The 21,241-nt window shown below is 68.2% G+C and carries 24 protein-coding genes; 6 read left to right on the top strand and 18 right to left on the bottom strand.

The window, feature by feature from the left end:
- Positions 1-5: 5 nt before the first annotated feature.
- The 5 genes from ACJH6I_RS00410 to ACJH6I_RS00390 all read right to left on the bottom strand — a co-directional run bounded on the left by ACJH6I_RS00410 (position 6) and on the right by ACJH6I_RS00390 (position 4,406).
- Positions 6-908, bottom strand: coding sequence for a MaoC/PaaZ C-terminal domain-containing protein (locus tag ACJH6I_RS00410; protein ID WP_406783540.1), 903 nt, complete (start codon positions 906-908; stop codon positions 6-8).
- A complete protein-coding gene (locus ACJH6I_RS00405) occupies positions 883-1,323 on the bottom strand; it encodes an SRPBCC family protein (RefSeq protein WP_212811777.1) in 441 nt (146 codons plus the stop codon). Before ACJH6I_RS00405 ends, ACJH6I_RS00410 begins: the two co-directional genes overlap by 26 nt.
- A gap of 55 nt (positions 1,324-1,378) precedes the next feature.
- Positions 1,379-2,584 carry a lipid-transfer protein gene (locus tag ACJH6I_RS00400; RefSeq protein ID WP_212811778.1) on the bottom strand — a complete coding sequence of 402 codons (1,206 nt, stop codon included), beginning with the start codon at positions 2,582-2,584 and terminating at the stop codon, positions 1,379-1,381.
- Between the two features lie 122 nt (positions 2,585-2,706).
- A complete protein-coding gene (locus ACJH6I_RS00395) occupies positions 2,707-3,372 on the bottom strand; it encodes a TetR/AcrR family transcriptional regulator (RefSeq protein ID WP_212811779.1) in 666 nt (221 codons plus the stop codon).
- 185 nt (positions 3,373-3,557) lie between these two features.
- Positions 3,558-4,406, bottom strand: a complete 849-nt coding sequence (locus tag ACJH6I_RS00390) for an SDR family oxidoreductase (protein ID WP_406783539.1) — start codon at positions 4,404-4,406, stop codon at positions 3,558-3,560.
- Positions 4,407-4,466: 60 nt separating this feature from the next.
- Here ACJH6I_RS00390 and ACJH6I_RS00385 point away from each other — a divergent pair, with 60 nt between their 5' ends.
- Positions 4,467-5,405, top strand: coding sequence for an AraC family transcriptional regulator (locus ACJH6I_RS00385; RefSeq protein WP_406783538.1), 939 nt, complete (start codon positions 4,467-4,469; stop codon positions 5,403-5,405).
- Positions 5,406-5,478: 73 nt separating this feature from the next.
- Here the strand turns inward: ACJH6I_RS00385 and truB are convergent, their stop codons facing one another.
- The 3 genes from truB to ACJH6I_RS00370 are packed head-to-tail and all read right to left on the bottom strand — an operon-like array spanning position 5,479 to position 7,990.
- Positions 5,479-6,381, bottom strand: coding sequence for a tRNA pseudouridine(55) synthase TruB (gene truB / locus ACJH6I_RS00380; protein ID WP_406783537.1), 903 nt, complete (start codon positions 6,379-6,381; stop codon positions 5,479-5,481).
- A complete protein-coding gene (locus tag ACJH6I_RS00375; RefSeq protein ID WP_406783536.1) occupies positions 6,378-7,043 on the bottom strand; it encodes a 4'-phosphopantetheinyl transferase in 666 nt (221 codons plus the stop codon). Before ACJH6I_RS00375 ends, truB begins: the two co-directional genes overlap by 4 nt.
- Positions 7,043-7,990 (bottom strand): metallophosphoesterase, encoded by a 948-nt coding sequence (locus tag ACJH6I_RS00370; protein ID WP_346414983.1) that lies wholly within the window; start codon positions 7,988-7,990, stop codon positions 7,043-7,045. Before ACJH6I_RS00370 ends, ACJH6I_RS00375 begins: the two co-directional genes overlap by 1 nt.
- Positions 7,991-8,146: 156 nt before the next feature.
- Between ACJH6I_RS00370 and ACJH6I_RS00365 the strand changes: the two genes are divergently transcribed.
- Entirely contained in the window at positions 8,147-8,722 is a 576-nt protein-coding gene (locus ACJH6I_RS00365; protein WP_406783535.1) for a DUF3558 domain-containing protein, read from the top strand.
- 63 nt (positions 8,723-8,785) lie between these two features.
- Positions 8,786-10,429, top strand: coding sequence for a CocE/NonD family hydrolase (locus ACJH6I_RS00360; RefSeq protein WP_406783534.1), 1,644 nt, complete (start codon positions 8,786-8,788; stop codon positions 10,427-10,429).
- On the opposite strand, the gene ACJH6I_RS00355 is transcribed toward ACJH6I_RS00360, so the two are convergent.
- Positions 10,418-10,966, bottom strand: coding sequence for a DUF1802 family protein (locus ACJH6I_RS00355; protein ID WP_406783533.1), 549 nt, complete (start codon positions 10,964-10,966; stop codon positions 10,418-10,420). The genes ACJH6I_RS00360 and ACJH6I_RS00355 overlap by 12 nt on opposite strands.
- Positions 10,963-11,229: a DUF2277 domain-containing protein gene (locus ACJH6I_RS00350; RefSeq protein ID WP_406783532.1), complete on the bottom strand. Its 267-nt coding sequence runs from the start codon at positions 11,227-11,229 to the stop codon at positions 10,963-10,965. Before ACJH6I_RS00350 ends, ACJH6I_RS00355 begins: the two co-directional genes overlap by 4 nt.
- A 71-nt stretch (positions 11,230-11,300) precedes the next feature.
- Here ACJH6I_RS00350 and ACJH6I_RS00345 point away from each other — a divergent pair, with 71 nt between their 5' ends.
- A complete protein-coding gene (locus ACJH6I_RS00345; protein ID WP_406783531.1) occupies positions 11,301-12,047 on the top strand; it encodes an enoyl-CoA hydratase in 747 nt (248 codons plus the stop codon).
- On the opposite strand, the gene ACJH6I_RS00340 is transcribed toward ACJH6I_RS00345, so the two are convergent.
- From ACJH6I_RS00340 to rimP, 8 genes are all read right to left on the bottom strand, one after another.
- Positions 12,048-12,173 carry a hypothetical protein gene (locus ACJH6I_RS00340; RefSeq protein WP_406783530.1) on the bottom strand — a complete coding sequence of 42 codons (126 nt, stop codon included), beginning with the start codon at positions 12,171-12,173 and terminating at the stop codon, positions 12,048-12,050.
- A 44-nt stretch (positions 12,174-12,217) separates the two neighbouring features.
- Positions 12,218-13,516: an MATE family efflux transporter gene (locus tag ACJH6I_RS00335; RefSeq protein WP_406783529.1), complete on the bottom strand. Its 1,299-nt coding sequence runs from the start codon at positions 13,514-13,516 to the stop codon at positions 12,218-12,220.
- A gap of 127 nt (positions 13,517-13,643) precedes the next feature.
- On the bottom strand, positions 13,644-14,651 hold the full coding sequence (locus tag ACJH6I_RS00330) for a bifunctional oligoribonuclease/PAP phosphatase NrnA (RefSeq protein ID WP_305798702.1): 1,008 nt from the start codon (positions 14,649-14,651) through the stop codon (positions 13,644-13,646).
- Positions 14,620-15,096, bottom strand: coding sequence for a 30S ribosome-binding factor RbfA (gene rbfA, locus ACJH6I_RS00325; RefSeq protein ID WP_212811791.1), 477 nt, complete (start codon positions 15,094-15,096; stop codon positions 14,620-14,622). The genes ACJH6I_RS00330 and rbfA overlap by 32 nt, the downstream gene beginning before the upstream one ends.
- Positions 15,097-17,937, bottom strand: coding sequence for a translation initiation factor IF-2 (gene infB / locus ACJH6I_RS00320; RefSeq protein WP_213020313.1), 2,841 nt, complete (start codon positions 17,935-17,937; stop codon positions 15,097-15,099). It abuts the gene before it with no gap.
- A 133-nt stretch (positions 17,938-18,070) separates the two neighbouring features.
- Positions 18,071-18,277 carry a DUF448 domain-containing protein gene (locus tag ACJH6I_RS00315; RefSeq protein ID WP_346414929.1) on the bottom strand — a complete coding sequence of 69 codons (207 nt, stop codon included), beginning with the start codon at positions 18,275-18,277 and terminating at the stop codon, positions 18,071-18,073.
- Between the two features lie 167 nt (positions 18,278-18,444).
- Positions 18,445-19,488 carry a transcription termination factor NusA gene (gene nusA / locus ACJH6I_RS00310; RefSeq protein WP_212811793.1) on the bottom strand — a complete coding sequence of 348 codons (1,044 nt, stop codon included), beginning with the start codon at positions 19,486-19,488 and terminating at the stop codon, positions 18,445-18,447.
- On the bottom strand, positions 19,485-20,039 hold the full coding sequence (gene rimP, locus ACJH6I_RS00305; protein WP_212811794.1) for a ribosome maturation factor RimP: 555 nt from the start codon (positions 20,037-20,039) through the stop codon (positions 19,485-19,487). Before rimP ends, nusA begins: the two co-directional genes overlap by 4 nt.
- Positions 20,040-20,207: 168 nt before the next feature.
- On the opposite strand from rimP, the gene ACJH6I_RS00300 reads away from it, so the two are divergent.
- Positions 20,208-20,738, top strand: a complete 531-nt coding sequence (locus tag ACJH6I_RS00300) for a hypothetical protein (RefSeq protein WP_212811795.1) — start codon at positions 20,208-20,210, stop codon at positions 20,736-20,738.
- Positions 20,735-21,208: a ferritin-like domain-containing protein gene (locus tag ACJH6I_RS00295; RefSeq protein ID WP_212811796.1), complete on the top strand. Its 474-nt coding sequence runs from the start codon at positions 20,735-20,737 to the stop codon at positions 21,206-21,208. The genes ACJH6I_RS00300 and ACJH6I_RS00295 overlap by 4 nt, the downstream gene beginning before the upstream one ends.
- Positions 21,209-21,241 lie beyond the last annotated feature (33 nt).

The raw sequence follows: 21,241 nt of genomic DNA, 5'->3' as shown, positions 1-21,241 counted from the left end.
GTCAACTAGTCGGCGAAGACGGCCAGGCCGTCGGTGATGGCGAATTCCTCGCCGGCGCTGCCGCTTCGCACCGTCTCGAACGCGTACCGCGTCGTGTGACTGCCGCGACCGGCCTTCCAGATTCGGGTCTCCAGGTCATCTCCGGGAAAGACCATCTTCGAGAACCGGACGGCAAATCTCTTGAGCCGGTTCACATCCGATCCCCCGACCTCGGTGAGCAACGCCCATGAGGTGAACGCCATGGTGCACAGACCGTGCGCGATGATGCCCGGCAGCCCGGCGTCCCTGGCCACCTCTTCCTCCAGGTGGATCGGCATCGGGTCCCCGGAAGCCGGCGCGTATCGGAACGTCTGGTCGGCATCGACGTGCTGCACGACCTTGGCCAACGGTGCTCCGTCGCGCAGCGCAGTGTCGAACTTGTGGTTGGGCACTTGTTCTCCGACCGCCTCGCCGGCGTTGACACCGCGGAAGAAACCGATCAGGTATTGCTCGTTGACCAGCTCACCGTCCTGCGCACGGGACTCCAGGTGAATCGACACCCGCGCGCCCGAATCCACGGTGTCGTACCCGATCACCCGGGCCCGTGACGTCAGCTTGTCTCCCGGACGGATCGGACGATGGAAGTGAAAATCCTGTTCGCCGTGGACGATTCGACCGAAGATCTCGATCGGGACGACGTCGATCACGGGTCCCATCAGCGCGTCGAACGCGGGCACGATGGCGAACACCGGCGGCGCGATATCACCGCTGCGGTGCGCCTCGATGGGGTCGTTTGTCGCCGCGGCGTACTCGGCGATTCCTTCCCGGGTGACCTCGAAGGTCTCCGGGTCAGCCCAGACATTCAGTCCCGAGTTGTCGAACTCGGTTACCGGCTCCACCACGTCAGACCGCCGCCGTGGCGAGGGCATCGAGCTGCTCGAGCGTCTTGTCGAGCTGCTTGGCGCCGTCCTTCTCCACGGCCTTGGCCAGCGCGCCCTTCACCAGCGCACCCTCGAAATCGCCGGCCACCTTGAACTCCGAACCGTCACCAGACGGCGTCACCGTGAACTCGAAGAGCGCCTTCACGCCCGCCATGCCGGTTCCGGACAACGCGAACGAGGTCGGGGCGTCCATCTTCTGGATCGTCCATTCGATCTTGTTGGCCATACCGAGCATGACGATCTTCGCGGTCAGCGTGGTGCCCGGGGTGACGGTCGCCGGTACGTCGCTCAGCCACTTCTCGTGGACGGTGAACCACTTGTCCCAGGTGGAGAGATCCGAAACGATCGACCACAGCGCCTCCGGGCTGGCCGACAGCTGCTTGGTGGCTTCGATGTGTCCCATGGTTGTACTCCTAGTTCTTGCTGATCGGTTGTGTTGTGTTCGTTGATGTTTCGGTTCAGCGCTCGGCGCGCTGGTAGGCGGTGACGACGGCCGCCCCGCCCAGGCCGATGTTGTGCTGCAGCGCGGCCGTGACGTTCTCGACCTGACGCTTGTCGGCGGTGCCGCGCAGCTGCCAGGTCAGTTCGGCACATTGCGCGAGGCCCGTGGCGCCCAGCGGATGACCCTTCGAGATGAGCCCACCCGACGGGTTGACCACCCAACGTCCGCCGTAGGTGGTGTCGCCGTTGTCGACCAGCTTCGCGGCCTCACCTTCGCCGCACAGCCCCAGCGCTTCGTATAGCAGCAGTTCGTTGGCGCTGAAGCAGTCGTGCAGCTCGATCACCTGGAAGTCCTCGGCGCCCAGGCCGGCCTGTTCGTAAACCTGTTGCGCGGCAGCGACGTTCATGTGGTAGCCGATCAGCGCCTTACAGGTGCCGTCGAAGCTGTTGTCGAAGTCGGTGGTCATCGCCTGTCCGACGATCTCCACCGCGCGGTCGGCCAGTCCGTGCTTGTCGACGAACGCCTCACTCGCCAGGATCGCCGCACCGGAGCCGTCGGACGTCGGCGAGCACTGCAGCTTGGTCAGCGGGTCGTAGATCATCCGCGCGCCCAGGATGTCCTCGAGGCTGTATTCGTCCTGGAACTGCGCGTACGGGTTGTTGACCGAGTGCTTGTGGTTCTTGTAGCCGATCTTGGCGAAATGCTCAGCGGTGGAACCATATTGCTTCATGTGCTCGCGACCGGCCGCGCCGAACATCCACGGCGCCGGCGGGAACAGCACCTCGGAGATCTCGGCCATGGCCATGATGTGCTTGGCCATGGGCTGCTCGCGATCGTCGTAGGTCGAACCGAGCGATCCGGGCTGCATCTTCTCGAACCCGAGCGCCAGGGCGCAGTCCGCCAGACCGCTGCGCACCGCCCGTGCCGCGAGATACAGCGCGGTGGAGCCCGTCGAGCAGTTGTTGTTGACGTTGACGACCGGGATGCCCGTCATGCCGAGTTCGTAGACCGCCCGCTGACCCGACGTCGACTCCCCGTACACATAGCCGACGTACGCCTCTTGAATCTCACGGTAGTCAATTCCCGCGTCTGCCAATGCTTTTGAGCCGGACTCGCGTGCCATGTCGGGGTAGTCCCAGGGTGACCCGTCCGGATTGAGCCGAGCGCCGGGCTTCTCGAACTTCGTCATGCCGACGCCGATCACATACACCTTGTTGGGCATGAACCCTCTCTTTCTGTGCGGTGACAGAAACATACCAACCTGTTTGTATCTTTACAAGAGGGTAGCGAAAGGTGGCGGCAAACCAACCGAGTTTGCCGCCGCGACACGGCGAAAAGTGTTACTTAGGAGGTTATTTCGGAGTTGACGGCGTTCCCGTCGAGAGCTTCGACAAACATGCCGTGCAGCTGGCCGCACACCCGGTTCCAGCGCTTTCTGGCCCGATCTGTGTCCCGGTCCACAAAGCTCGAGAGCAGAATCCCCCGCAGCGCGTCCATGGCGGTGAACGCCAAGTCGCGCAAGTCCTTCTGCGCGGCCCGATTCGGAACCAGCTGCGCCAGCGCGCTGACCAATGCGCTGGTGACAATGGGTTCGACGCGGTCGATGTGCTCGGCCAGACCCGGATCGGTACGCGCCGCCACCCAGAGTTCGAGCGTCGCAAAAAAGACCGGCCCCTGATGCGATTCCCAGAGGTAGTCGAGCATCGTGGAAACCGGGTCAGGGTTGCTTTGCACCCGCCCGAGGTCGCGGACGGCGGCCTGCACCCGCTGCTCGGCCAGGTGCTCGACCGCGGCTGCCACCAGGTCTTCCTTGGAGCGGAAATGGTGAACCTGCGCCCCACGCGTCACGCCGGCGATCTCCGCGACCCGTTGCGTCGTGGTTCCGGAATATCCGTAGGTGACCAGGCATTCGACTGTGGCGTCGAGCAGGCGGGTGCGCATTGCGGCACTGCGCTCAGCCTGGGTACGGCGCTTGGCCTGCCCCTCCACACCTGCAGTCACGCGTTGCATCTTACGTGGACGCAGATCCAGCCCGGACGATAAACGATGCGAATCGGTATGTAAATGTGCCGCTGGGCAACACGGCGAGCCGCCTGCTCAGTGCCTACTCGACGGCGAACCCGGCTCCACGAGAAGCGCCTCGGCATTCGGCTGGCACCGACTTTGACTGCACCTGCGAGAGAACGACTTTCGTCTCACGTTCGAGACTGCAGGTACTGGCGCAGACTCTCGGGAGCATGTCCGGTCACCGCGCGGACGTCGTTGGTGACGTCGGCGAGATCGCCGGCGGCGATTGCAGTGTAGGTCGATACCCAGGCGTCGTACTGCCACTGTGGAACGTTCCAGAGTCGTCGGCGTGACGCATAGGCTTCTTCTATCGTCTCATTGTGGTAGGTCACCGAGCGTCCCGAGACCTCAGAGATGATCCGGGTGACCTCAGTCAACGTCAGTGCTTCCGGACCTGTGAGGGTATAGGTCGCGTCGGCGTGTGCGGCCGGCTCTTTGACCACAGTTGCGGCAACACGAGCTACGTCAGCACGCGTGACAGGAGCCAGCCGCCCGTCTCCGGCGGGACCTCGCAGGACGTCGTCCTCACCCACGAACTCCGGGAGCACGTCTGCGTAAAAGTTGTTCCGAAGAAACGTATACGACATACCGCTGGCGCGGATGTACTGCTCGGTGCCCCAGTGGTCACGCGCCAACGTGAAGACGGCATCACTCGCTGCGCCGGCGAACGAGGTGTAGACGATGTGACGGACGCCGGCGGAGACCGCCGCATCGATGAACGCCCGATGCTGGTCGAGGCGGTCGGCCTTCTCGGCGCCCGACACCATGAACAGAACATCGACGCCGACCAAACTGGCACGCGTGACGTCGTCGTCGGCATATGAGCTCTGGACCGCTACTGCACCCCCGAGTGCGGGAGCCTTCTGCGGATTGCGGGAGAGCAGCCGCAGCGCAGCCCCTTCGTTCGCGAGCCGACGAGCGACGATCCCGCCGAGATGACCGGTCGATCCGGTGACGGCGAGCGACGGATAGTTCATGGATCCTCAATCTGTGACAACGATATTGAACCTATCCTTGGGCCCACCGAAGGCATTGTCATGGTGATTCGAGGTCATACGATGAACAAAATTGGACATTCGAGCATCTTGAACGTCCGTTACTCGACGAGTCGGCTTTCGATCGAAGTGATGTCTCTCAGCGAATTGCGGTTACGTGCCCGGCCGATGACGGATCAGTTCTTGCGGCCTCAGCGAGTGGACTTCGATCTGCTGGTGGTGTGCGACGCGGGAACATTTCGCCACACCGTGGATTTCGTCGAGTACGTGCTGAGTCCGGGAGACGTGCTCTGGGTGCGTGCCGGCCAGGTCCAGGAATGGCAGTCGTCCGCCGTTATCGCGTCACACACGCTGAAGGCCATCGACTACGCGGATGTCGCCGCGACCATCGTGCTATTTCAACCCACCCGGCTTGACGAGCGAGCGCGCGCGCTGAGTGGATCAGTTCAACCGCGGTCTTTGTGGTCCCGGGCGGCTGTGCACGCGTCTCCTGCCCGCCGCCGCCTCGACGACCTCATCGAAACCGCAGCACGTTCACTGCCACCGAGCATGCAGGAAGAACTCCTGGCCCGGATGCTGGGCATGCTGGTAGTCGAACTTGCCCTCGCCGATCCGGTGGAGAACGCTGCACATGGAACGTCAGAAGACCTTTTCAGCGCTCTGACCGCGGCGATCGACGCCAACTTTGCCTCCACGAGGAACACCGGCGACTACGCCCGGCAACTGGGCTACTCGGCGCGCACGATCAATCGCAGCGCATTACGCAACACCGGCCTGACGGTCAAACAGCTCGTCGATCAGCGAGCGTTACTCGAGGCCAAACGCCTGCTCGTCCACGACACCGCATCGGTGCAAGCCGTCGGCCGCGCCGTGGGCTTCCCTGAACCGACCACATTCACTCGGTTCTTCCGGCATCGCGCGGGTGTCACACCACTCGAGTTCCGGGCAGCTCAGATGACTCCACGATCTGTCGCGCAATGACCTGGAGCACGTCCGATGACCGGCCGGGCTCGACCGGTCAAAGGCGGCTTTCGTGGATCGGAATGCGCCACCGCTACAGCGTCGCCGGGCGCAGGACGACGACGCTGCTGGTGCGCTTGGGCCCGTCTTCCAACAGCGCGATGACCCGCCCGTCGGGTGCGGTGGCGGCGTAGGTCCCGTCCATGCCGGCCGGCTTCAGGGCCCGGCCATGCCGGGTGTCCTCGGTCTCGTCGTCGGTCAGGTCGCGCCGGGGGAACCCGAGCAGGCACGCGGCGTCCAGCGAGTAGCTCAGTTCGGCCGCATCGTTCAACTGTTCCAGCGTGCGCGCCTCGTCAAGCCCGTAGCGACCAACCTTGGTGCGCCGCAATGCCGTCAGGTGTCCACCGACGCCGAGCGCGGCGCCGACGTCGCGGGCCAGCGCCCGGATGTAGGTGCCCGACGAGCAGTCCACGGTGACGTCCACGTCGACGAACTCCTCGACGCGACGGACCGCGTCCACCGTGAAGCGTTCGATGCGCACCCGGCGGGCCGCCAGTTCCGGCGCCTTGCCCTCACGCACCAGCTTGTACGCGCGCTCGCCGTCGACCTTGATGGCACTGACGGCCGAGGGCACCTGGTCGATCTCGCCCCGCAATGCCGCGACCGCCGACTCGATCTTGTCGTCGGTCACATGCGCGGCCGAAACCGTCTCCAGCACTTCGCCTTCGGCGTCTTCGGTCGACGTGGTCTGGCCGAGCCGGATGGTCGCGATGTACTGCTTGTCGGTGGCGGTCAGCAGCCCGAGGATCTTGGTGGCCCGTTCGATGCCGACCACCAGCACGCCGGTGGCCATCGGGTCCAACGTGCCGGCATGCCCGACCTTGCGGGTCCCGAACAGTCGCCGGCACCGGCCGACGACATCGTGGCTCGTCATCCCGGCGGGCTTGTCGACGATCACCAGACCCGGCGGCGGGGCGGGCTTCGATGCAGCTTTCACAGCGAGATCGCCGTCAGGACAAGGCCGTTGGACACGGTGAAGCGCCCGGGCAGTTCGGTCAGCGGCGGCCCGGACTCGGCGGACGGGTCGATCAGGATGCGCGACAGGAACGTGCCCGAGGTCCCCGACGGGTCCAGCTCGAAGGTGATGTGCGCGTCCTCGAAACCCAGCCAGCGGTGGGTCAGCGGGAACCAGGCCTTGTACGTCGCCTCCTTGGCGCAGAACAGGATTCGATCCCAGTGGAGGTCACCCTCCAGCGTCGTCACGGCGTCCTGCTCGGCAGGCAACGCGACCGCGCCCAGCACGCCCTTGGGCAGCACGCCGTGCGGTTCGGCATCGATACCGACAGACCGCACGTCGGCGGCGCGAGCCACCACGGCGCCACGGAAGCCCTCGCAGTGCGTGAGGCTGCCGACGATGCCGTCGGGCCAGCACGGTTCACCCTTGTCCCCCTTGAGGATCGGGACCGGGCCGACATCGAGCTTGCTCAACGCCTCACGGGCGCAGTGCCGCACGGTGATGAACTCGTTGCGCCGTTTGGCCACCGAACGCGCGATCAGGGGCTCTTCCTCCGGCAGTGGAACGAGATCGGCCGGGTCCGAATACGTCTCGGCGGTGGCCACCACGTCGGGCAGCACCTGCGATAACAGGGCGTCGCTCATCACAACCGCCTCGAATTGATCCGGTCCTGCATCTTCTGCGCGTGCTCCCGCATTTCCTGGGTGATCTCGAAGTGGCCGCCGAAGTCGTTGAGGTAGCCGGGTGGGTACTGGGGGTCCGGCAGGATTTGGCGCATCCACCGATAAGGCTTGCGGCGCCGCCACTCTCGCGGATAGCCGACCGACACTTCCTCGAACCGCACCCCGTCGTAGTAGGTGGTGCGCGGGATGTGCAGGTGGCCGTATACCGAGCAGATGGCGTTGTAGCGGGTGTGCCAGTCCTTGGTCGCGGTGGTGCCGCACCACAGCGAGAACTCCGGATAGAACATGGCATCGCACGGTTCGCGCACCAGCGGGAAGTGGTTGACCAGGACCGTCGACTCCATCCAGTCCAGGTCGTCGAGCCTCTTGCGGGTGACGTTCAGCCGGTCCCGGCACCACGCGTCCCGGGTGGCGTACGGCTCGCTCGACAGCAGGAACTCGTCGGTGCCGACGACGTTGCGCTCCTTGGCCAGCGCGAGCCCCTCGGCCTTCGTCGCCGTGCCCGCGGGCAGGAAGCTGTAGTCGTACAGCAGGAACATCGGCACGATCGTCGCCGCGCCGCCGGGGCCGGTCCAGACCGGGAACGGGTGCTCGGGGGTCACGATGCCCATCTGGTCGCACATGTCGACCAGGTAGTCGTAGCGGGCCTTCCCGAAGATCTGCATCGGGTCCTTGTTGGTGGTCCACAGTTCGTGGTTGCCGGGCACCCAGATGACCTTGGCGAAACGCTTGCGCAGCAGGTCCAGGGACCACCGGATGTCGTCGGTGCGCTCGGCGACATCGCCGGCGACGATCAGCCAGTCGTCGGGCGAGGCCGGGTGCAGCGACTCGGTGACCGGCTTGTTTCCGGTATGCCCGATGTGCAGGTCACTGATTGCCCAAAGGGTCGGCTGGGTCGACACAAAAATCCAGCCTACTTGGGCGACAGCAACGCCCGCTGGAGTGCCAACCGTCCCGCGCAGCGGGAGAAACTAGAACAGGTTCTCCCATCCTGTCCGGTGTGACGCAGGCGACTTGTAGACTCCCCGCAGTATTGCTCGGATCTAAGGGGTGTCATGGCAGCGATGGCCGGGAAACTGCGGCTCGTGTCGGCGCTGTGTGCGCTTCTGACGGCAGGCGTGGTGGTCACACAGACCAACCCGGTGTCACCGACCGGCGGCGACAACGTCGAGCTGCGCTCCACCTCCGCCCCGCTCAGCAGCACCATCAAGTCGCCGATCATCGCCACGACGAACCCGAGCCCATTCGACCCGTGCGACCAGATTCCGCTCGACGCCATCAACGCCATGGGCCTGGGCTTCACCCCGCCCGACCACGAAGACGGCCTGCGCTGCCACTACGACGCCGGTAACTACCAGATGGCCGTCGAGCCGATCGTGTGGCGCACCTACGAGCAGACGCTGCCGGCCGACGCCGTCGAGCTGAACATCGCCGGACACCGCGCCGCGCAGTACTGGATCATGAAGCCGACCGACTGGAATGACCGGTGGTGGGTGACCTGCATGATCACCTTCAAGACCAGCTACGGCCTGATCAACCAGTCGCTGTTCTACTCACCGATCGAGTCGCCGGACCGCCCCGACTGCCTGCAGACCAACCTGCAGCGCGCCAACCAGCTGGTGCCGTTCTACAAGTTCTGATTTCGGGTCGCCCGCCGAGCTTGCGGACGGCACCGAACGGTACGGATCGGTACCATCCGAAGGGTGAGCTCCCGAATCGCCCATCTCGGCTCCCGGTTGCTGAGCCGCGCCCTCGACGTCCCACCCCCGACGACGGACTACACCGTCAGCCGCGTCACCACCCCGATGCGCGACGGCGTCGAACTCGTCGGCAGCCACTACGCGCCCACCGGCACCGCGAAGGGCACCCTGCTGGTGCGGTGTCCCTACGGCCGCGGCTTCCCGTTCGGCCCGGTGTTCGGCGCGACGTATGCCCGGCGCGGCTACCACGTGCTGCTGCAGAGTGTGCGCGGCACGTTCGGCTCCGGTGGCGACTTCGAACCGATGGTCAACGAGATCGCGGACGCCGTGGACACCGCCGCCTGGCTGCGCGACCAGCCGTGGTTCACCGGGTCGTTCGCGACGATCGGGTTGTCGTACCTGGGCTTCACGCAGTGGGCATTGCTCACCGATCCCCCGCCCGAGCTCAAGGCCGCGATCGTCATGGTCGGCCCCCACGACTTCGCCGAATCAACTTGGGGTACCGGCGCTTTCACGCTCGACAACTTCCTCGGCTGGAGCGACATGATGGCGCACCAGGAAGAGCGACCGCTCGCCGTGCTGCTGCGGCGGTTCCGGGCGCCCCGCCTGGTCGCCCGCACCCACACGCAGGTACCCGCCGGGGCGGCCGGCCGCCGGCTGCTGCGTTCCGGAGCGACCTGGTACGAATCCTGGCTGAGCCACCCCGACGGCGCCGACCCGTTCTGGGAGAACATGGCCCTCGCCGACACGCTCGACAAGGTCGACGTGCCGGTGCTGCTCATCGGTGGCTGGCAGGACCTGTTCCTGGAGCAGACCCTGACGCAGTTCCAGCGCCTGAAGTCGCGCGGCGTACCGACCGCGGTCACCATCGGATCGTGGACCCACACCCAGGTCATGACCCGCGGCGGCGCCACGGTGCTGCGCGAATCGCTGGCCTGGCTCGACACCCACCTCGCCGAGCGCACCCCGGCGTCCGAACGGGCCGCCGTCCGCGTCGAGGTCAACGGGCAGGGCTGGCTGACCATGCCGGACTGGCCACCGGCCGCCACCGAACTCGAGCTCTACCTGCAGCCGGCGCACCGGCTCGGCACGACCGCGCCCGCCGATACCGCACGTCCGTCGCGATTCACCTTCGATCCCGCGGCGCCGACACCCACGCTGGGCGGCCGGCTGCTGTCGTCGGCCGCGGGCTATCAGGAGGATTCCGCGCTCAGCCGGCGGCCCGACGTCGTCGACTTCACCGGTGAGCCGCTGACCGAAGACCTGTACCTGGTCGGCAATCCGGTGATCGAGCTGACCCAGTCGTGCGACAACCCCAACCGGGACATCTTCGTCCGGCTCAGCGTGGTCGACGCAAAGGGCAAGTCCACCAACGTCAGCGATGGATTCCGCAGGCTCACAACACTTTCCGACGAACCCGAGACCCTCCGGCTCGAGCTCGATGCCGTCGCACACCGGATCCCGGCCGGGTCCCGGCTGCGGGTGATCGTCGCGGGCGGTTGCCACCCGCGCTACGACCGGAATCTCGGTACCGGCGAGCCCGTCGTCTCCGGCGAGCGCATGGTGCCGGCCACGCACACGGTCCACCACGGCGCGGGCGGAGTGTCCCGGTTGCTGTTGCCGAAGGTCGCGTTATCAGCCGACTGAGTCGCGCACCCGCTCGGCAATGGCAGCCAGCGCCGCGTCGTCGTACACCGGCGGGCCCCACTCGGGCGTGACGGGCAGGTCCACCCAGCTGCGGCACCCGGCGTAGTCCGGGGTGCGCGGCAGCCGTACCGACGCCACGAGCGGTTTGGCCTGCACCACCAGGACCGTCAGCCGGTGGCGGGGCCGGAAATCGAGCCGGTCACTCTGTACGGATTCCGCCGTCCAGATGTGCAGATCGGCGATGGCGTCCAGCTGCCCCGGACGCTCCACCGCCACGGCGGCAACGACTTTCGCGCCGCCGCGCAGTACCACCTCAGTGTCGGTGCTGTCCCCCGCCGCCCGTTCGAGCAGATCGGTGAACTCGGGCCGGACCCGCGCCGCGTGGCTGTGCTCGACCGTCGGGAAGAACACGAACTCCGGTGCCGATACCTCGAAACGCTTCTCGCCGATACCACCCTTGCGCAGCAGCACCGTCTGGCGACCGTCGAGCAGCGCCTGTACCGCCGCGCCCCACTCCTTGAGCGCGGGCGAATTCACTTGGTGGCCAGCCTCGCCTGCACCTCGGGCCGCCGCAGCGGCGGCACCGTCTTGGGCGGCTGCCGCCGAGCCGGCAGCTGGTTCAGCAGCCTCTCCGTGACGGCCGTGACCTCGGCGACCGCGGCTTCGAAGGCGTCGACGTTGGCGGCGGTGGGACGGGTGATCCCGCTGACCTTGCGGATGTACTGACGCGCGGCGGCCTCGATCTCCTCGGCCGTGGCGGCCGGCTCCAGGCCACGCAGTTCGGTGATGTTGCGGCACATGGCCTCCACGATAGGCGCGTTCAGGCCGCAAGTTACGGTGTCGGTGGGTGACCGCAACGCAAGGAGCCAACGTGACCGACGTCCTACTGATCGACACCACCGACCGGGTTCGCACCCTGACGCTGAACCGGCCGAAGTCCCGGAACGCGCTGTCCTACGAGCTGCGCGATGCCTTCTACGGCGCGCTGCGCCAGGCCGAGGCCGACCCGGACGTCGACGTGGTGATCCTGACGGGCGCCGACCCGGTGTTCTGCGCCGGTCTGGACCTCAAGGAACTCGGCGAAGGCGCGGACCTGCCGGACATCTCGCCGAAGTGGCCCAACATGACCAAGCCCGTCATCGGCGCCATCAACGGCGCAGCCGTCACTGGCGGCCTGGAACTGGCGCTGTACTGCGACATCCTGATCGCCTCGGAGAACGCCAAGTTCGCCGACACCCACGCCCGCGTCGGACTGCTGCCGACCTGGGGCCTGAGTGTGCGGCTGCCGCAGAAGGCCGGTGTCGGCCTGGCCCGCCGGATGAGCCTGACCGGCGATTACCTGTCGGCGACCGAGGCGCTGCGCGCCGGGCTGGTCACCGAGGTGGTACCGCACGACGAGCTACTCCCGACCGCGCGGCGCGTCGCCGCCTCGATCGTCGGCAACAACCAGAACGCCGTGCGCGCGCTGCTGGACTCGTACCACAAGATCGACGGCTCGCAGACCGACGCCGGGCTGTGGATCGAAGCCGCGTCAGCCCGGGCCTGGAACAGCGCAGTAGGCAACGACATCGCCGCCAACCGCGACGCCGTCATGGCGCGTGGCCGCACCCAGGTCTAGTCAATCTCCCGCGAGCGGCCGTGTCTGTACGCCGACACGCCGCTCCAGCTGTACAAGAACGTCCCGCTCACCGGCGATGAGCGGGACGTTCTTGTACGGGAACCACGGCGTGTCGGGTGCAGACACGGCCGCTCTCGAGAGGTGGGGGACGACGCCTTCGGGCGACCTGCTCACGCCCAGCGGCCGGACAACGCGCGCCAGCCGACGAAGACGAGTCGCAACACCAGGAACGTGCTCAGCCCGGACCAGATGCCGGCCAGCCCCCAGCCGAACGCCAGCGACAGCCAGATCAGCGGCAGGAAGCCGACGAGTCCGCTGATCAGCGTGGCGTTGCGCATGAACTTCGCGTCACCGGCACCGAGCAGCACCCCGTCGAGCGCGAAAACGACTCCGGCGATGGGCAATTGGGCCACCATGAACCACCACGGGATGCCGATCTGGTCCCGCACCGCATGGTCGGCGGTGAACACTGCCGGCAGCACACCGGAGCCCACTGCGAACACCGCCGCCAGCACCGTCGCCGCGGCGGCCGAATAGACCGTCACCCGCCGCGCCACCGTCTTGGCATGCGCCGGCTCCCCCGCCCCGAGGGCCGCGCCGACGAGTGACTGCGCCGCGATGGCCAGCGAATCCAGCACCAGCGCAAGGAAATTCCACAGCTGCAGCACCACCTGGTGGGCGGCGACGGCGGCCGCACCGAACCGGGCCGCGACCGCGCCGGCAGACAGGAAACACACCTGGAAGGCCAGGGACCGCAGCACCAGGTCGCGGCCCATGGTCAGTTGCGCGCGCAGCACGTCGCGCCGCAGGCGCAGCGAAACCCGTTCGGACAGCAGGGCATACCCGAACAACGCCGCGGCGATCCACTGCCCCACGAGGTTCGCAACCGCCGAACCGGTCAGGCCCAGCCGCGGCAGTCCCAACCACCCGAAGACCAGCATCGGACACAGCACCGCTGAAATACCCACGCCGACAAGCACATACCGCAGCGGCCGGACGGTGTCCTGCACTCCCCGCAACCAGCCGTTGCCGGCCATGGACATCAGGATCGCGGGTACGGCCAGGATCGCGACGCGCAGCCACGGCAGCGCGGTCTCGGCGATGCCGCCCCGAGACCCGGCGATGGCCGTCAGCAGAAAGGGCGCCAGCGCCTGCACGACCACGACGATCAGCACGCCCAGGGCGAGCGCCAGCCACGTGGCCTGCACGCCCTCCCCGACCGCACCGGCGCGGTCACCGGCGCCGAAGCTCCGGGCCGACCGCGACGTCGTGCCGTACGACAGGAACGTCAGCTGCGACCCGACGAGGCTGAGGATCAGGCCGCCGACCGCCAGACCTGCCAAGGGCAGTGCGCCGAGCCTGCCGACGACCGCGGTGTCCAGCAGGAGGTAGATCGGTTCGGCGGCGAGCACCCCGAGGGCGGGAAAAGCGAGTCCCGCGATGCGACGACCGGTGACCTCGGTGGTCATGACGCGCACGCTCGCCGGCCACGAGCGGCACGAATGTGCACACCAAACACGGCGTGTCGGCGTACAGACACGGCCGCTCGCGGGGAGGGGGCTGACACGGGGAAGGGCAAGAGCACGGGGAGGGGGATCAAGAGAGGGCGGCGACGAGGGCCGCGACGACGTCGCCGGCGGTTCCGGTCGGCGAGTAGCCCGCCGCGAACCGGTGGCCGCCGCCGCCGAACGAGCTCGCCAGCACCGACACGTCGACCTCGGTCTTGGCCCGCAGGGACACCGACCACTGCCCCGGCTCGATCTCTTTGAGCACCGCGGCCACCTCGGCCTCGGATGTGGTGCGCACGATGTCGACGATGCTCTCGACCTCTTCCGATCGCGCCGCCGCGTACTCCTGGTGCGACACCACGGCGTACACCAGACCCTTGCCGCCGGCGGCCTCGGGCACCAGGCACGCCGTCGACAGCACGCGGGACAGCATGGGCAGCCACGAGTAGGGATGCGTGTCGAGCAGGGCGCGGCTGACGGCGGCGTTGTCGACGCCGATGTCGAGCAGCCGCGCCGCGAGCCGGTACGCGCGGGCGCTGGCCCACCGGAACGAGCCGGTGTCGGTGGTCAGGCCGGCGTACAGGCAGTGCGCCACCGGCAGTTCGATCGGCTTGCCCCAGGCGTCCAGCAGCTCGGCCACCAGCATGGTGGTCGAATCTGCCGACGGGTCAACGTAATTCGCGGTGCCGAACAACCGGTTCGAGGCGTGGTGATCGATCACCAGCACCTGCCGTCCGGGATCGGCCAGCTTGGCCAGCGACCCCAGCCGGTTCACACTCGGGATGTCGACGGTGACCACCAGGTCGGCGTCCGGACGCATCTGGTCCGGCGGCACCAGCAGGTGCCCACCGGGCAGCGTCTGCAGCGATTCCGGCACGGTCGCCGGGGCGGCAAAGCCGACCTGCACGTCCTTACCGGCCTCGCTGAGCACCAATGCGAGCGCGAGGCCCGCCCCGATGGTGTCGGCGTCGGGGTAGACGTGGGCAACCACGCTCACGCTCTCGACCGCACCGAGCAGATCAGCCGCACCGCGCGCGTCAACCCGCGCGCCGTGCGGCCGAATCTCAGTCGTCGGTTCGATCGCGGTCACCTGCATCCTCGGAATCGCTGTCCCCCACCACACGGTACGGATCGGCGTCACCGGCGTGCGTGGCACCTTCCCGGATCCGGGCCACGTCCGCGTCGGCGGCGCGGGCCCGGGCCAGCAGCTCTTCCATCTTCAGAGCCGCATCCGGCACGGTGTCGCGCTCGAAAGTCAGCGTGGGCGTGAACCGAACCCCGGTTCCCGCACCGACTTTCGAGCGCAACGCGCCCTTGGCCTTCTCCAGGGCAGCCGCGACACCGGCGTAGTCCGGCTCCTCGTCGAGGCTGGTCCCGATCACGGTGTAGTACAGCGTCGCGTCGTGCAGATCACCGGTCATCTTGGCATCGGTGATCGTCACGCCGTCGAGCCGCGGATCCTTGATCTCGTACTCGATCGCCGAGGCGACGATCGTCGAAATGCGCTTGGCCAATCGCTTGGCGCGTGCTGGATCCGCCACCTAGGTACGAGCCTTCTCGACGAGTTCGTACGTCTCGATGACGTCGCCTTCCTTGATGTCGTTGTAGGTCAGCGTCAGACCGCATTCGTAACCTTCGCGCACCTCGGTGGCGTCGTCCTTCTCGCGCTTGAGCGAAGACACCGTGAGGTTCTCGGCGATGACGATGTTGTCGCGCAGCAGGCGGGCCTTGGCGTTACGCCGCATGATGCCCGACTGCACGAGGCAACCAGCGATGTTGCCGACCTTCGACGACCGGAAGATGGCGCGGATCTCGGCGCGGCCGAGCTCCTTCTCCTCGTAGACCGGCTTGAGCATGCCCTTGAGCGCGCTCTCGATCTCGTCGATGGCCTGGTAGATCACCGAGTAGTACCGGATCTCCACGCCCTCGCGGTTCGCCAGCTCCGTCGCCTTGCCCTCGGCGCGGACGTTGAAGCCGATGATGATCGCATCCGACGCCGACGCCAGGTTGACGTTGGTCTCGGTGACGCCACCGACACCGCGGTCGATGACGCGCAGTTCCACCTCGTCGTCGATCTGGATGCCCATCAAGGCCTCCTCGAGCGCCTCGACGGTGCCCGAGTTGTCGCCCTTCAGGATCAGGTTCAGCTGGCTGGTTTCCTTCAGCGCCGAATCCAGGTCTTCCAGGCTGATGCGCTTGCGCGAACGTGCGGCCAGCGCATTGCGCTTACGCGCGCTGCGCCGGTCGGCGATCTGCCGGGCGATGCGGTCTTCGTCGACGACCAGGAAGTTGTCGCCGGCGCCGGGCACCGAGGTGAAACCGATGACCTGGACCGGACGCGACGGGAACGCCTCTTCGACGTCCTCGCCGTGCTCGTCGACCATGCGGCGGACGCGGCCGTAGGCGTCACCGGCGACCACCGAGTCACCGACGCGCAGCGTGCCGCGCTGCACCAGCACCGTGGCGACCGGGCCGCGACCGCGGTCCAGGTGCGCCTCGATGGCCACACCCTGGGCCTCCATGTCGGGGTTGGCCCGCAGGTCCAGCGAAGCGTCCGCCGTCAGCAGCACGGCTTCGAGCAGACCGTCGATGTTGGTGCCCTGCTTGGCCGAGATGTCCACGAACATGGTGTCGCCGCCGTAATCCTCGGCCACCAGGTTGTACTCGGTCAGCTGCGCCCGGATCTTCTGCGGATCCGCGCCTTCCTTGTCGATCTTGTTGACCGCCACCACGATCGGCACATCAGCGGCCTGAGCGTGGTTGATGGCCTCCACCGTCTGCGGCATGACGCCGTCGTCGGCGGCGACCACGAGGATCGCGATGTCGGTGGCCTTGGCACCACGGGCACGCATGGCGGTGAACGCCTCGTGACCCGGGGTGTCGATGAACGTCACCAGACGCTCGTTGCCGTCCAGCTCGGTCAGCACCTGGTAGGCGCCGATGTGCTGGGTGATGCCACCGGCTTCGCCCTCACGGACGTTCGCCTTACGGATCGTGTCGAGCAGTCGTGTCTTACCGTGGTCGACGTGGCCCATGACGGTGACCACCGGGGGCCGGCTGGCCAGGTCGTCCTCGTCGCCGGCGTCCTCGCCGTAGGTCAGGTCGAACGACTCGAGCAGCTCGCGGTCCTCGTCCTCCGGGGACACGACCTGCACGACGTAGTTCATCTCGCTGCCCAGCAGCTCGAGGGTGTCGTCACCCACCGACTGGGTGGCGGTCACCATCTCGCCCAGGTTGAACAGCGCCTGCACCAGCGAAGCCGGGTTGGCGTTGATCTTCTCGGCGAAGTCGCTCAGCGACGCACCGCGAGCGAGGCGGATGACCTCGCCGTTGCCGTGCGGCAACCGCACGCCACCGACGATCGGGGCCTGCATGTTCTCGTATTCGGCGCGTTTTGCGCGCTTCGACTTACGGCCACGACGGGGTGCGCCACCGGGACGCCCGAAGGCACCCGCGGCACCGCCGCGCTGACCCGGACGACCGCCGCCACCGGGGCCACCGCCACCGGGAGCACCGCCACCACCGGGACGGCCACGGAAGCCACCACCGGCACCGGCACCTGCGCCACCACCGGCGCCACCGCCGCGGTAGTTACCGCCGCCACCGGCACCGCCGGGACGAGGGCCACCACCGGGACGCGGACCGCCACCGGGGCCGGGACGCGGACCACCCGGACGACCGACGGCACCCGGACGGGCACCTGGCGGACGCGGGGGCATGTTGCCGGGCGTGACACCCGGACGCGGGCCACCGCCCGGACGGGGACCACCGGCGCCGGGGCCCGGACGCGGGCCACCGGGACCGGGAGCCGGACGCGGGGCCGGGCGTTCGACCGGCTGCTGGGATGAGAACGGGTTGTTGCCGACGCGCGGAGCCCGCGGGGCCGGCTTGGGTGCGCCGGGTCGCGGACCCGGGGTTGCACCCGGGGTGGCCGGACGCGGCTGGGCCGGAGCCGCCGGGGCGGCCGACGCTGCCGGCGCGGCAGGAGCCGGGGCCTGGGGCTGCGGAGCCGCGGGCCGGGGTGCGCCGGGCTTGGGTCCACCGGGGGTCGGAGCTGCCGGTGCGGGCGCTGCGGGTGCCGGAGCAGCCGCGGCCGGGGCCGGGGCTGCAGGCGCGGCAGGTGCCGCTGCGGGGGCCGGCTTGGGGGCGCCGGGCTTCGGGGCGCCCGACGGCTTGGCGGCCGCGGGGGCGGCCGGTGCCTCGGACTTGGCGGGCTTGCCGCCGCCGAAGGCTTCACGCAACCGGCGTGCGACGGGCGCCTCCACTGTGGAGGACGCAGATTTCACGAATTCGCCCTGTTCGCTCAGTCGGGCGAGCACTTCCTTGCTGGTGACACCGAGTTCTTTTGCCAACTCGTGTACGCGTGCCTTACCTGCTGCCACTTCTCTCCTCGTCGTGAGGCGTCAGCGGTGGGTAGGCCGCGCCTCGGTTTAGCTATGACGCATGGTCATCGGGACTTCACGGTGTGCTCATGTTCTTCGCTACCTGTTCTCTTGCTGTGGCGTTCCGGGTCCGTCAGGCGGGTAAGGCACTGAAGAACTCTTCGACCGCAGAGGTGTCCGGCGAACCGGTGATGCGCAACGCTCGGGCGAATGCTCGCCGCCGAACTGCCGCGTCGAGGCACTGCTGAACCGGGTGCAACCACGCACCCCGACCCGGCAGGTTACCCGCTGAATCGACCGAGACGACGCATTTACCGTCCCCGTCGCGTACAGCTGCCACTCGAAGCAAGTCGACGGCCAGCTCTCGTTTCCGGCAGCCGATGCAGGTACGCACCGGAGCTGTCGGAGTCTCGCGCTGGATCACAGTGCAGTCTACCGTCTCGGGGCCCTTGGACTTCAATCGCGGTCGCGGCCCCGACACGCCGCCGGTAACTGCGGGTTTTGGCCTCAGCGGTCGCGGCCGGCACCGTGGCCGGTCGGCCGGCCGCCGGCGTCTGCCCCCTGACCGTCGGCGTCGCTACGGATGTCGATGCGCCACCCGGTGAGACGCGCCGCCAGGCGGGCGTTCTGGCCCTCCTTGCCGATCGCCAGCGACAGCTGGAAATCGGGCACCACGACCCGCGCTGCGCGCTGCGCCTCGTCGATCACGGTCACCGACACGACCTTGGCCGGCGACAGGGCGTTGGCGACGAACTTCGCCGGGTCCTCGTCGTAGTCGATGATGTCGATCTTCTCGCCCGAGAGCTCGCTCATCACGTTGCGCACGCGCTGACCCATCGGGCCGATGCAGGCGCCCTTGGCGTTCAGTCCCGGCACGCGCGACGCGACCGCGATCTTGGACCGGTGGCCGGCCTCACGCGCCACCGCGACGATCTCGACCGACTCGTCGGCGATCTCGGGGACCTCCAGCGAGAAGAGCTTGCGCACCAGGTTCGGGTGGGTCCGCGACAGCGTGATGACGGGTTCGCGGGCGCCGCGGGTGACCCCGACGACGTAGCAGCGCACCCGGTCGCCGTGCACGTAGCTCTCCCCCGGCACCTGCTCGGCGGCCGGGATCACGCCTTCGGAGCCCTTGGCCTCGGTGCCGACCCGCACCACCACGAGGCCGCGGGCGTTGGCCCGCGCGTCGCGCTGGATGACGCCGGCGACGATGTCGCCCTCACGCGCCGAGAACTCGCCGTAGTTCTTCTCGTTCTCCGCATCGCGCAACCGCTGCAGGATCACCTGACGCGCGGTGGTCGCCGCGATCCGGCCGAATCCCTCGGGGGTGTCGTCCCACTCGTGGATGACGGTCCCGTCGGTGTCGGTCTGGCGGGCGATCACCCGCACGATGCCCGACTTGCGGTCGATGTCGATGTACGCGTCGGGCTCGTGCCCTTCGGTGTGCCGGTACGCGGTCAGCAGCGCCGTCTTGATCGTGTCGACGACGACGTCGACGCTGATTCCCTTGTCCGCCTCGATGGCATGCAGTGCCGCCATGTCGATATTCATCCGTCGGCCCCCTCTCCGGTCATACCCGCCAGCTCCAGTTCCCGGCGATTGGGTGGTGAAAATTCAACCTGTACAACAGCTTTCGTAATGTCCGCGAGCGCGACGGTCTGCACCGACAGCACCCCACGGTTGGCGACGACCAGTTGGATCGCGCTGCCGTCGTGCTCGCCCAGCCGGCCCGTCAGCGACGTGCCGTCGGCCAGGGTCAGCTCGACCTTGCGACCACGGGCGCGGCGGTAGTGCCGCTCCGCGGTCAGCGGGCGCTCCACGCCGGGCGAGGTGACCTCCAGCACATACGGCTCGGAATCGGCGGTCACCTGGTCCAGCAGCTCGGATGCGAGGCGGGAAAGGTCGGCGACGGCGTCGAGGTCCAGACCCGAGTCGCCGTCGGCCACCACGACGATGCGCGGGGGCCGCGCAGCAGCGTCCACCCGCACATCTTCGATGTCGTATCCGGCGTCCGCAAAAGCACTGCTGAGCAGCTCAAGCACTTGGCCTGTGGTCGGTAACCGACTGGGTGGCAGCGGTCGTTCCGGCGTGTCCCGGGCCACGGCGAGCTCCTCATCTTGAGTTGTGCGGACAGGGCCCCCAGAAGGGTGAACCCGGTACCAACGATACGCCAGCAGCGCATGGCCGAATGGCAATCGCGATCGCGGCACCGGAGAACATCCGGCGCCGCGGTGCCCGGCAGCCGGTGTCCGCAATGGCAGGATGTGGATGTGCCGCACACCGAAACCACCGTCAGCCGACGGCGTGTCCTGTTGGGCACGGCGGCTCTGGCGCTGCTCGGCGGCGCGGCGTCGGCCTGCGGGTCGGCACCGCAGCGCGATCCCGCCCTCGACATCCTGACCGCCGAACTCGACCGGGCCCGTCGCGACAGCCGACTGGCCGCGTCCGCCGCCACCGGCGTACCGCCGCAACTGGCGCCGGCGCTGACGGCCGTCGCGGCACTCCGGGACGCGCACGCCCGCGCGCTGTCCGAGGAACTGACCCGGATGGGCAACCCGCCGTCAGCCGCGCCGTCGTCCACCACCGAGACCTCCGCCGCCGCGTCGCCGACGCCTGGCGCCACCCCGCCGCCGGCACCCCCGACACCTCAGGAAGTCGTGGCAGCGCTGGAACAGGCCGCCGACAGCGCGGGCCGCGCCGGCGCCGGCCAATCGGGTTACCGGGCCGGGCTGCTGGCCTCGATCGCCGCCGCCTGCACCGCGGCGCACACCGTCACCCTCGCCGGACAGGCCGCGCCATGACCAGCCCGCAACCCACCCCGACCCGCCCGGGCAGCGCTGCCGACGCCGCGCTGTACGACGCGATCGCCACCGAACACGGCACCATCTACGGCTACGGCCTGGTGTCCGCGCACACCACACCCGACGTCAACGATCTGGTGGCCGAGGCCATGGCCAAGCACCGCGCCAACCGTGAAGCCGGCATCACCGCGCTGGCCGGACGGTCGGTGCCGGCTCCGCTGCCGGCCGCGGGCTATCAGCTCCCCATCGACGCGAACAATCCGGCGGACGCGAGCAAGCTGGCGCTGCAGATGGAAGAGGAGACCGCCGTCGCGTGGCGCGCCGTGGCCGAGCAGGCCACCACCACCGAGGACCGGACGCTGGCCGTCAAGGCCCTCACCGACTGCGCGGTGCTGGCCGCCCGGTGGCGCGCGGCCCTCGGCATGACGCCGGCCGTCGTGGCGTTCCCCGGCGGCGCCGAGCAGTCTTAGCCGTCAACGCCGCGGATCGCAGTCAGCTGGTGA

The organism is Mycobacterium sp. SMC-13, from assembly GCF_045311035.1.
Lineage (GTDB): Bacteria > Actinomycetota > Actinomycetes > Mycobacteriales > Mycobacteriaceae > Mycobacterium.
This window is presented reverse-complemented; position numbering and strand designations above follow the sequence as displayed.